Genomic DNA, 11,643 nt, shown 5'->3' with positions numbered 1-11,643 from the left:
GACGTCCTTGTCCGTTGTACCGCCCTACGAGCCGGCCCGCGGCAACATCCGGCTGCGGCCGAGGCCGCCGAGCCAGGCAGCTGACGGTTTGGGGGTGCGCTCGAAGGTGTGGGGGTCTACGGCGATGAGGCCAAAGGTGGGCTTGTAGGAGCCCCACTCGTAGTTGTCGAGGGCGCTCCAGTGCAGGTAGCCGCGCACGTCGATGCCGTCCTCCAGAGCGGCCGCGACTTCCATGAGCGCGCCGGTGGTGTAGTCGATGCGGCGGCTGTCGTCGCCGGTGGCGATGCCGTTCTCGGTGACGATCAACGGGACGGCGCCGACGATCTCGGCGGTGTGCCGCAGCGCGTGGCCGACGGCTCGGGGGTAGTACTCCCAGCCGGTGAGGGTGCGTTCGGCGTCGTCGGGCACGGGGAGGGGGCCGTCCGGGCCGACCCTGGTGCGGGTGTAGGACTGGACGCCGATCCAGTCGTCGCCGCGGGCGGCCTCCAGGAACACGTCCTCGCGGGGGTGTCGGTAGGCCGCTGCCAACTCCTCGGCACCGGGCAGAGCCTGGTAGGACAGGTTGGCGACGGACCAGCCGACCTGGATGTCGGCGGAGATCGCCTTGACGGCGACCCTGGCGAGGTGGTGAGCCTCGATCAGGGCGTCACCGACAGCCTTGTCAGGCAGCGGGAGGCCCGCGGCGGGTGCCTCGGTGCCCGACTCCGGGACGGTACCGAAGATCGCTGCGATGTTGGGCTCGTTGATGGTGCACACATGCCGGACGCCGCTTCTGATGACGGGCGCGGTCGCGGTGACGTACCGCTCGAAGAGAGCGGCGGCACCGTCCGCCGTCCAGCCGCCGCGCTCGGCGAACCAGCGGGGCACGGTGAAGTGGTGCAACGTGACCATGGGGCGCAGGCCGCGTTCGAGGGCGCCCTCGACCATCCGCCGGTAGTGCGCGAGCGCCGCGCGGGAGAACTGTCCCTCGGCGGGCTCGATGCGGGCCCATTCGATACTGAAGCGGTAGTCGGTGAAGCCGAGTCCGGCGAGCAGATCCATGTCCTCGCGCCACCGGTGGTAGCTGTCGGCAGCGTCACCGCTGGGTTCGGCGACGCGCATGGCGGCGGAACCGCCGCGCTGTTCGAACTCCCACCAGTCGCCGTTGGTGTTGTTGCCCTCGATCTGGTGGGCGGCGGTGGAGGCTCCCCACAGGAAGCCGTCGGGGAAGGGAAGGGCGTGGGAAGGGGGAATCAATGGATGGTCCTTTCCGGAGGGGCGCCGCCCGCGACGGCGAGCGGGTGACGAGTTCACTCATGGTCTGCGGCCGCGGGCGGGCGAGCGCCTGGTGAGCGCCCCGCGGGCCGTGTCGATCACGCGGACGGCGTTGGCCGTGGCGTCGCCGCGCCAGGCGATGTGCTGGTCGGGGCGGATCAGCAACAGTGGTGCGCCATATCGGTCGGCCAGGTCGAGTTCCGGGAGATCCAGCAGCGTCAGTGGTACCCCGCGGATATGGGCCGCCCGTTGCAGCGGGGCAGGGTCGGCGGTCTCGGACAGGCGCAGCAGGGTGAAGCCCTCGCCGAGCAGGTCGTAGAGGGAGCGTCCGTCGGGGAGCCAGGTGTGGGGAAGGCGGGTGCCGGGGCGTGTTGAGGGGTGGTACGTGGTGAGCTGGTGGGCCGGTGTCGGTGAGCCGTCGTCGACGATGACGGGTGAACCGGCGTAGTGGTAGCCGAGTACGAGGCCTTCGCTGTGGAATTCGCTGCGCTTGGCCTGGAGCGCGGTGGCCAGCCGGGCATTGTCGGCGTCCGTGAAGGACGGGGCGAGCAGCCGGTCCTGGGCCGCGCTGTCGGCGATGGTCTGCGCGGCGACCGGCCGACGCTCGGCTTCGTAACTCCGCAGGAGCTCGGGGCCGCCCCATCCCTGGATGACGGCGGCGAGTTTCCAGGCGATGTTCACCGCGTCGCCCACGCAGGTGTTGTAACCGTGACCGCCCCACGGCGGGTTGAGATGGGCCGCGTCGCCGACCAGGAAGACCCGCCCGGACTGGTAACGGTCGACGAGCATCATCCGGGCGACCCAGCGGTCAGTGGCGATGACCTGTACCTCCAGATCGTCTGCGGCGCCTCCGATGAGTGATCGGACAAGTGCCTCGGGGGCGGGTCCTGACGCCCGAGTGTCGGCGTGCTGGACGATCGCCCACCACTGGTCCTCCAGATCGAGCCGACCCATCAGCCCGGAGGCCTCGGCGCTGACGATCCAGTACTGCACGGCTGGGTCCAGACTGATCCGCCGAGCCAATTCGGGAGCGCGGAAGACGATGTTGAGGTTCGGACGTTCACCGGACGCCCCGGTGTACGTGGCGCCGATCGCCGCGCGGCTGATCCCGCCCGCGCCGTCGCACCCCAGCAGGTAGTCGGCTTCGACGACGCTGGACGAACCGTCAGCCGAGGAAACGGTGGCGCGCACTCCGGCCACGTCATGATCGATGGCCGTCACGGTGTGACCGACGAGCACGTCCACCGTGGCGAGTTCGGAGACCGCCTTGCGCAACACGCGCTCGACGATCGGCTGGGGCACCTGCTGACCGGCCTCCGCCCAGTGTTCGCTACGACCCTCATGGAGGCCGAACGCGTTGCAGAAGCGGGTGAGTTCGGTGCCGAGCAGGGAGGTGCAGAAGATGACGTCCTGGGACCAGGCGACGGGCATCGACGCTGCGGCACGCAGCCGGTCGGCCAGGCCCCACCGGCGCAGATGCTCCATGGTCCGGATGCTGGTCGTCTTGGCACGGGGCCTGCCGTCGTCGACGGTGATGCGCGGTTCCACCAGGCAGGTGCGCACCCCGCGCCGGCCGAGTTCGATGGCGGCCCCGAGTCCGGCCGGCCCGCCGCCCGCTATCAGCACCTGCGCTCTCGTGTCCGTCACGCGCCGGACCTCGCCGAGGCGTCGGCGACCGGGGTTCGCAGCAGGCCGAGCCGGTCGATCTCGACCTCGACGACGTCACCGGGAGTCAGGAGCCGCGGCGGCCTGCGGACGTAGCCGACTCCTTCCGGTGTGCCCGTGGCGATGATGTCGCCGGGATGGAGTGTCATGGTGCGGCTGATCCGGGAGAGCAGCTCCGGCACGGGGAAGATCATGTCCCGGGTGTTCCCGTCCTGCACGACCTCGCCGTTGACTCGCGTGACCAGGCGCAACCCGTCGGTGAGGCTGCCCGTCTCGTCGGCCGTGACGATCGGCCCGAGCGGGCCGCTGAAGTCGGCGTTCTTGCCGAGAGTCCACTGGGCGGTGAGCTTCTGCGCCGTACGGGCGGTGAGGTCGTTGAAGGCGGCGTACCCCAGCACTCCTGCCTCCGCCTCGCTCTCGTCCGCATCGCTGAGCCGGGCGCCGACGACGGCCGCGACTTCGCCCTCCCAGTCCAGACCCGGTTCGTTGGCGGGCACCGGCACCGGACGTCCGCTCACCGAGAGCGAAGCCGTCCAGCGCCCGAAGACGGTCGGATGCTCGGGCACCTGGAACGCGCCCTCGGCAGCGTGCGCACGGTAGTTGAGCCCGATGCACAGGACCCGTGCCGACGGCGGCACCGGCGGCTCCGGCACCACGTCCGCGAGCCGGACCGAGCCACGACGGACCTTGCGTGCCCGCTCCAGCCATCGCGGCAGGTCCTCGTAGAAGTCGACGGCGTCCACGAGGGGTGACACCCGGTCGTCCACGACGACACCGACCATGACCTGCTGTCTGCCGCGCCGTGCCGACGGCGGACGCAATCCGATGAGCTTCACTGGACGGGTCCTTCCGCCACTAGCCGGACATCGAACCGGGCCTCCAGGAACACACCCTGGTCACCCATGCCGAACCGGTCGGCCATGGCCGGTTCGGTGCACGGTACGAAGGGCACGACGAGGGCGTCCTTGACGGCGAAGGCCGCGTCGGAGCCGAGATAGGGGTCCGCGTCGACGAAGACGTGGGTGGTGAGCGGCCGGTGGCCGGGCGCCTCGACCCTGAGATGGACGTGGGCGGGGCGCATCGGGTGCCGGCCGAGGGCACGCAGCAGCTCGCCGACGGGGCCGTCGGTCGGCACCGGGTAACTGCTGGGTCTGACCGTACGGAACCAGTAGGCGCCGTCGGGGCCGGTGGTGAGCAGGGCCCGTAGATTGCCGTCGGGTTGCTCGTCGTCCTGACTGTCGTACAGGCCCGTGTCGTTGGCCTGCCAGATGTCCAGCACCGCGCCGGCGAGGGGCACACCGTCGCAGTCGGTGACCCTGCCGTGCACGACCGCGGCCTCGCCGCGTTCCCGCTCGGGTCCCTCCGCGATCCAGGCGCCCATGGGGCGCGGCGGCGCGGGTGAATGGAAGGGCCCCTCGACGGAGCTGGGTGTCATGGTGGGCGGCCCGGCATGGTTGACCTCGTCCACCGCGGAGGTGAGGCCCAGCATGTCGGAGAGCAGGATGAACTCGTTGCGGCGGTCGGTGCAGGCGGCTCCGGTGCGGACCAGGAAGTCCATGGCCCGCTGCCACTCGACTTCGGTCAGCCGGGTTTCCCGCACGAAGGCGTGCAGGTGGGTGACCAGGCCACCGGCCAGCTCCCGCAGCCGCGGGTCCTCGCCCTGGAGGGATCCGAGTACCTGGGCCAACAGCTCGTCCAGCTGCCGGTCGGTCGAAGTGGTCGTCATCGGCTTCCCTCCTGTAGGTGCGTGACGAGGAAGGCGACGGTCTGCCGGAGCAGCGTGGGGAGTTCCGGTGCACCGAACAGTCCGTGGTCGGCGTCCTCGACGGGGAGCAACTGGACTTCGACGCCGTGGGTCAGCAGGGCCTTCTCCAGGAGGAGACTCTGCTCGAAGGGCACCAGCCTGTCGGCTGTGCCGTGGATCAGCAGGAAGGGCGGCGCGTCGGCGGTGACATGGGTGACAGGGCTCGCCGGTACGGCCAGTTCCGGGTCGGCGACTCCGCCGAGCAGTTGCTCGATCAGGTCCTGTCCCATGTCCGGGGGCAGGGTGATGTCCAGGGGAAGCACAGGCTTGGGCAGGGCGGCGAGATCGTAGATGCCGTACCAGCCGACGGCGGCCACGACCGGGCTGTCGAGCCCGGTGACACCGATGTCGCCCTCCAGTTCCGCACGGTTCGCGGTGAGGGCGAGAAGCGCGGCGAGGTACGCTCCGGCCGACTCTCCCCACACCGCTATCCGGCCGCTGTCCAGGCCGAGTTGATCCGCATGATGGCGCAGGTAGCGCACCGCTGACTTGGTGTCGTGGAGCTGCGCGGGGAAGACCGCCTCGCGCGAGAGCCGGTAATCGATGGACGCGACGGCCAGATCGGCTGCCAGCAGCAGGTCGATCACGGCGGAGGTGTCCTGTGCGGGCAGCAGGTCGCCGCGGTCTCCGAGCGCCCAGGCACCACCGTGGACGAAGACGACGACCGGGTGAGGTCCGTCGCCCTCGGGCACCCACAGGTCGAGCTTGAGCGGGCGGTAGCCGGGCGGGGTGGCGTAGCTGACCCCTGGATGGTGCCGCGAGCCGTCCGCGCGGCGGAGAAGTTCTCCCGGAGGCAGGAAGCGAGGCGGGGTCCACGCCTGCGGCTGGTCCTGACCCTGGTCTTGGTGCTGGACCTGGTCCAGGTGCTGGTCCAGGTCCTGGTCCAGGTGCTGTTCCGTCATCGCGGCCCCTCCCCCAGGTGCATGGCCAGGAAGGCGACCGAGCGGGCGATCAGAGCGGTGATGTCGGCTGCGCCGGCGAAGATGTGGCCCGCGCCCTCGACCGTCACCAGTTCGGACTGCGCTCCCGCCGCGAGCAGCGCCGCGTGCAGCAGGCCGCTTTGTTCCGGTGGTACGGGAACGTCGTCGGTGCCGTGGATGAGCAGGAAGGGCGGTGCGTCGGCGCTCACATGGGTGACGGGGCTCGCCGCTCTGGCCCGCTCCGGGGTGGTGCCGCCCAGGAGTTGCTCGATCGGGTCAGCTGTACCCGGCGGCAGGGACACGTCCGGGGGGACCTCCAGCTTGGGCATGGTGGTCAGGTCGCTGACTCCGTACCAGTCCACGACGGCCCGCACCGAGTCGACGGGCTCGGCGTCGACAGGTTCGCCCTCCTGCGTGGTGCGGCCCGCGGTGAGAGCGAGAAGTGCCGCCAGGTGTCCACCGGCCGATTCGCCCCACACACCGAACCGCTCGACGTTCAGGCCGAGTTGAGCCGCGTGCCGGCGCAGATAGCGGACGGCGGACTTGGCGTCGTCCAGTTGCGCGGGGAAGACGGCCTCGCCCGCGAGACGGTAGTCGATCGAGGCGACCGCGATCCCGGCCTCCAGCAGCGCGTCGTGGACCGCGTCGATCTCCAGGGTCGGTGGCAGATAGCGGCGATCACCGAACTGCCACGCCCCACCGTGGATCCACACCACCACCGGATACGTGTCCCCTCCCGCCGGAACCCACAGGTCCAACTGGAGCGGGCGGAAGCCGGGCAGGAGGGCATAGCTGATCCCGGAATAGTGCAGCGAGCCGTCCTCGCGCACCACGGGGTCGACAGGTGGCAGGAAGTCGGGCGGAGAACCGGCTCGTTCCCGTTCGGTGCTGCGCGTCATCGGGTGGCTCCCGTCGTCGTCAGGGCGGCGGGCGCGGCGCACAGGTAGGTGTGCGTGCCCGGAAGCGCGGTGCGCCGGGTGCCGTCCGGCAGGACGACCTCGGCGGTGGTGCCGGGCGGCACGGTGACGTCGAGCCGGAAACGGTCGCCGTCGACTTCCCAGGCGGACGCGATCCGGCCGTACGGGCAGTGGTGCTCGGCTCGTGCCGAAGCAAGGCCGCCGCCAGGGCGCGGTGCCACGGTGAACCGCTGATAGCCCGGGAAGTCCGCGTCCGGTTCGATTCCGGCGGTGTAGCGATGCAGGAAGGACACGACAGCGCCCTTGGAGTAGTGGTTGAGGGAGTCGCGTGCCGTGCCGTCGTCGGCCACGCCCTCCCAGCTCTCCCAGATCGTGGTCGCGCCTCGGTCGATCATGTGCAGCCAGGACGGGGCGCTGTCCTGGAGCAGCAGCTCGTACGCCACGTCGAGGTGCCCGGTGTCGGCGAGCACGGGGAGCAGGTCCGGGGTCGCGAGGAAGCCGGTGCCCAGATGCGTTCCGGCGTCCCGTACGAGCTCGACGAGCCGCTTCGCGTTGCGGGCTCGCAGTTCCTTCGGAACCAGGTCGAAAGCGAGGGCGCGCACGTGGTTGGCCTGGGTGTCAGGACGCAGTGAGCCGTCGGGCGCGATGAACTCGGTTCGCCAGGCGTCGCGTATCCGCTCGCTCAACTCTTCGTAGGCCACCGCCTCTTCGTCCCGGCCGATCACCCTCGCGATCCGCGCCGCCAGCCGGGTGGAGTGGGCGTAGTACGCGGTGGCGATGTCGGCCTTGTCGAGCTGGGCGTACTGGGGCAGGTCGTCGCCGATGTGTTCGCCGGGCACGAGCCATTCGCCCCAGTGGAACCCGGTGTCCCACAGATACCGCTCGTGCGGGGCGGGGTCGGCGGAGCGCAGGACCCGGTCCGGGTGGCGTGCTTCGCGGGCCGCGCGTTCGGTCCGCCCGAGCCATGCGGTCATGGTCGGCCACAGCTCCTCCAGCACGGCCCGGTCACCGTAGGCGCGGTACATCTGCCAGGGCACGATGACCGCGGCGTCGCCCCAGCCTGCCGAGCCGTTGAGGTGGGCCACCGGGCCGTTCGGGCCTTCGGTGCGGCAGGCGGGCGAGATGTTGGAGACCGTGCCGTCCGGCCACTGGTCGGCGGCGACATCGCGCAGCCACTTGGCCGAGAATCCGGCGACGTCGTAGAGGAAGGCGGCGGTCGGGGCGAACAGCTGCCAGTCCCCCGTCCAGCCGGCGCGTTCGCGGGTGGGGCAGTCCGTGGGGATGTCGCAGACGTTGCCGCGCATGCTCCATACGGCGGCTTCGTGCAGCCGGTTGATCCGCTCGTCCCCGCACTCGAACCAGCCGGTGCGCCGCAGGTCGGTGTGGACCACCACGCCCCGCAGGTCGTCGGCGGTCAGTTCGCCGGGGTGGCCTTCGACACGGACGTAGCGGAAGCCGTGGGTGGTGTGCCGGGGCTCGAAGGTCTCGCCCGGGCGGCCCGCGGAGACGACGTGGTCGACCTGGCCAGCCGGGAGGGGCTCGGGCAGGAAGGGCATGTCGATGCGGAGGTGATCCGTCGTCACATCGCCGTCGTGGCCTAGTGATTCGCCGTGCGTGAGGGTGAGGCGGGTGTCCTTCGGGCCGAGGTCGCGCAGCCGTACCCAGCCGTTGATGTTCTGGCCGAGGTCGAAGACCTGCCGGTCGGGACGCGGCCGGGTCACCGACACGGGGACGAGTTCCTCAACGCGCCGCACGGGCGGGGCCGGTGAGGTGACCAGTCCTGCATAGCCGTGGTCGGCGACGTCGACCGTCTCCCAGTCCTGGCCGTCGTACCCGGGGACGTCCCATCCCGTGCGTGTCCGGCGCAGGTCGCTGAACTGGCCGGCGATGAGGTCGGCTTCGACGATGTGCGCGGTGGCCGAGCGCCAGTGCTTCCCCGTGCACACGACGCTCGTGGTGCCGTCCTCGTGTTCCAGGTTCAGCTGCGCCAGGAAGGACACCCGCTCCCCCCACTGGTCGTGGGCGCGGGTGATGCCGATCTGGCCGCGGAACCAGCCGTCGGACAGGACGGCCCCGAGGACGTTGTCGCCCGCTCTCACCAGTGCGGTGACGTCGTACGTCTGGACCTGGAGCCGTGCGTCGTACTGCGTGAAGCCCGGCGTCAGTTCGGCGTCCCCGATCCGCTCACCGTTGAGGTATGCCTCGTACAACCCCTGCGCGGTGGCGTGGAGGCGGGCCCGGCGGACCGGGGACGTCGTCGAGAACGGGGTACGCAACAGATGGGCCGGGCGGTGTCCGGCGGGCGGCACCTCGGTCTCGACGGGCTCGATCCACAGGGCCTGCCAGTCGGAGGGGTCCAGCAGGCCGGTCTCGAACCAGGCCCACTCCGACCAGTCGCTCTCGCCGGCGTCGGTCCAGACCTTGACCTGCCAGGTGATCCGTTCACCGCTGCCGGGCGGAGGACCGCCGTACGGCACATGGACGCTGTCGGCCCCCTCGACGCGGCCGGAGTCCCAGCCCTCACCGGTTCTGATCCGATGGGCCAGCTGCACGCCGGAGTCGGCCGGAAGCCACCAGGAGAGCCGGGGCCGACGCGTGCCGATGCCCAGGGCGTGTTCCAGCTGTTCGGCGCGCAGACAGGTGGGCGCGTTCATTCGGAGACCACCGTTTCGTCCGTGAGGAGCGGTCGGCAGGCCGATCGGCCGGCGGAGAGCAGGAACGCGCCGCTCTCGGTCTGCCACTGATGACCTGTCACCGACCAGTGCTGGAGGGCTCGGGCGGCGATGCGTACGGGGACGTCCACGGTCTCGCCGGGGCCGGCCTTGGCGACGGCGAAGCCGGCCAGCCACAGCTCGGGGCGTTCGACGGCCGAGTCGGGCCGGGCGGCGTAGACCTGCACGACCTCCTTGCCGTGCCGCTCCCCGCTGTTGCGCACCCGCACGGTGACGGTCAGATCCTCGCCGGGATGCACGTGGGCGGGTACGTCGAAGGACTCGTAATCCCAGGTGGTGTAGCCCAGGCCGTGGCCGAACCAGTACGCGGGTTCGGTGCCCTCGCGCAGGTAGGCGCGGTGGCCGATGTGTAGGCCCTCGGTGTACTCCAGCACGCCGTCCCGGGGAGTGGTGTTCCACACCGGCACGTCCTCGTCGCGGGCGGGCCAGGTGGTGGGCAACCGGCCGCCGGGCTCCACTGCGCCGAGCAGTACGTCCGCCAGCGCGTTGCCCAGTTCCATGCCGGGGAACCAGGCCAGCAGCACGGCGGCGACCTCGTCCCGCCAGGGCATCTCCACGGGAGCACCGGAGTTGACCACTACGACGGTGCGCGGGTTGGCGGCGGCCACGGCGTGGACCAGGGCGTCCTGGTCGCCGGGCAGCCTCAGCGTCGTACGGTCGAAGCCCTCGCTCTCGACGGCCTCGGTGGTGCCCACGACGACGACGGCTACGTCGGAGGCGGCGGCGAGTTCGACGGCGCGGGCGAGCTGCTGGTCGGCGGGCAACCTGGGTTCGCCGACCACCAGTCCGACCCAGAAGAGCATGATGTCCTGCCCCCAGGTGAACCGCAGCCGCACGTCGACCTTCTGGCCTTCCGTCAGCCGCCGGGTGATGTGCTCCTGGGGCGCGGCGCCGACCACCGAGCCGATGTCGAGCGGGTCGCGGACGATGTGGGTGTCGACGACGGTCTCGCCGTCGAGGTCGAGGACGAACGCGCCGACACCGCTGACGCCGAGCTGCCAGTCTCCGGTGGTGTCGGCGGTGAAGACGGTCCGCAGTTCGAGGGAGACGCTGCCCTCCTCGACGGATTTCAGGTCCCGCACGAAGTGGGTGCCCTCCGTCGGCTCCTCCTTGAGGCAGGCTCCGGTCGCGTCGAGCCACCGGAGGGTGCCGGGCTGGGAGAGTTCGCGGGCGCGGGGGGTGCGCAGGTCGTCGCTGAGGGAGGCCCCCGGTGCGGTGACCAGTTCGACGCGGTCGCCGAGTGCCGAGCGCAGTCCTTCCATGGGGCTGACGACATACGGCGGGAAGACGGTCGCGCTGCCGCCGCCGAGCGGCCGGGCTTCCAGTGCTCCGGGGCCCAGCAGGGCGACGCGGGACAGGTTGTCGTTCGCGAGCGGCAGCAGGTCCCCGTCGTTGCGGACGAGCACCATGGCGGCGGTCGCGGCCTCACGGGCCAGCGCGGCGCCCTGCTCGACCGTGCCAGGGCTCGGGCGTCCGGCGGCGGCCGGGTGTCCGTCGAGGGCGCCGACGCGGGCCGCCAGCCGCAGCAGGCTGCGCACCTTGTCGTCGATGGCGGCTTCCGGGACGCGGCCCTCGCGCACCGCGGCGAGCAGCGGCTCGCCCCAGTGCTCCGACGGTCCCGGCATGGCCAGGTCGAGCGCGGCGGAGGCGGACTCCTCGGTGCCGTAGACCGCGCCCCAGTCAGAGACGACCAGTCCGTCCCAGCCCCACTCGTCCTTCAGGACCTCACGCAGCAACGGGCTCTCCGTCATGGGCGCGCCGTCGACGCCGTTGTAGGCGGCCATCACGGTCCAGGGACCGGCCTCGGCGACCAGATGGTCGAAGGGGGCGAGGTAGAGCTCGCGCAGGGTGCGTTCGTCCACCCGGATGTCGACCGAGGTGCGGTCGGTCTCTGCGTCGTTGGCGACGAAGTGCTTCGGGCAGGCGCCGACCCCGTTGTCCTGGAGGCCCCGGACGTAAGCGGCGGCCATCCGGCCGGTCAGCAACGGGTCCTCCGAGAAGCACTCGAAGTGCCGGCCGCCCAGCGGGGAACGGTGGAGGTTGACCGTGGGGCCGAGCGCCACGTCGACGTCCTTGCGCACCGCTTCCGCGGCCAGCAATGCGCCTACCCGGTGGAGCAGTTCCTCGTCCCAGGTGGCGGCCAGAGCGCTGGAGGAGGGCATGGTGGCCGACCAGTCCCGCTCGTCCTCGATCGGGCCGCGGACGCCGACCGGCCCGTCGGAGACGCTGACGGGCCGCAGACCGATCTCCTCGCAGGCCTGCGTGGTCCAAGCGCCCGCGCCGGAGATCAGCCGGAGCTTGGTCTCCAGGTCGAGCTTGCGTACGAGATCGTCGAGTGTGGGGTCCATGGG

8 protein-coding genes are annotated in these 11,643 nt (G+C 71.1%); all 8 read right to left on the bottom strand.

From position 1 onward, the window contains the following. Positions 1–24 precede the first annotated feature (24 nt). Genes AQI94_RS30460 through AQI94_RS30425 form a run of 8 tightly spaced genes read right to left on the bottom strand, consistent with a single transcriptional unit; the run spans position 25 to position 11,640 of the window. Positions 25–1,236 carry a glycoside hydrolase family 1 protein gene (locus AQI94_RS30460; RefSeq protein ID WP_031036176.1) on the bottom strand — a complete coding sequence of 404 codons (1,212 nt, stop codon included), beginning with the start codon at positions 1,234–1,236 and terminating at the stop codon, positions 25–27. A 57-nt stretch (positions 1,237–1,293) separates the two neighbouring features. After that, complete coding sequence (locus tag AQI94_RS30455) at positions 1,294–2,901, bottom strand: FAD-dependent monooxygenase (RefSeq protein WP_031036178.1); 1,608 nt, start codon at positions 2,899–2,901, stop codon at positions 1,294–1,296. Then, entirely contained in the window at positions 2,898–3,755 is an 858-nt protein-coding gene (locus AQI94_RS30450; RefSeq protein WP_031036180.1) for a fumarylacetoacetate hydrolase family protein, read from the bottom strand. Before AQI94_RS30450 ends, AQI94_RS30455 begins: the two co-directional genes overlap by 4 nt. Beyond that, positions 3,752–4,645 (bottom strand): dioxygenase family protein, encoded by an 894-nt coding sequence (locus AQI94_RS30445; protein WP_031036182.1) that lies wholly within the window; start codon positions 4,643–4,645, stop codon positions 3,752–3,754. The genes AQI94_RS30450 and AQI94_RS30445 overlap by 4 nt, the downstream gene beginning before the upstream one ends. After that, the gene (locus AQI94_RS30440; protein WP_051831867.1) at positions 4,642–5,625 is read right to left on the bottom strand and encodes an alpha/beta hydrolase; all 984 of its coding nucleotides are present in this window, start codon (positions 5,623–5,625) and stop codon (positions 4,642–4,644) included. Before AQI94_RS30440 ends, AQI94_RS30445 begins: the two co-directional genes overlap by 4 nt. Continuing rightward, complete coding sequence (locus AQI94_RS30435) at positions 5,622–6,542, bottom strand: alpha/beta hydrolase (RefSeq protein ID WP_063760143.1); 921 nt, start codon at positions 6,540–6,542, stop codon at positions 5,622–5,624. Before AQI94_RS30435 ends, AQI94_RS30440 begins: the two co-directional genes overlap by 4 nt. Next, a complete protein-coding gene (locus tag AQI94_RS30430; RefSeq protein WP_031036188.1) occupies positions 6,539–9,214 on the bottom strand; it encodes a family 78 glycoside hydrolase catalytic domain in 2,676 nt (891 codons plus the stop codon). Before AQI94_RS30430 ends, AQI94_RS30435 begins: the two co-directional genes overlap by 4 nt. Beyond that, complete coding sequence (locus AQI94_RS30425; protein ID WP_062230036.1) at positions 9,211–11,640, bottom strand: beta-glucosidase; 2,430 nt, start codon at positions 11,638–11,640, stop codon at positions 9,211–9,213. The genes AQI94_RS30430 and AQI94_RS30425 overlap by 4 nt, the downstream gene beginning before the upstream one ends. Between the last annotated feature and the right edge of the window lie 3 nt (positions 11,641–11,643).

This window comes from Streptomyces pseudovenezuelae, from assembly GCF_001513955.1.
Lineage (GTDB): Bacteria > Actinomycetota > Actinomycetes > Streptomycetales > Streptomycetaceae > Streptomyces > Streptomyces pseudovenezuelae.
Note: the sequence above shows the minus strand (reverse complement) of the source record. Positions and strands in the feature narration are given on the sequence as shown.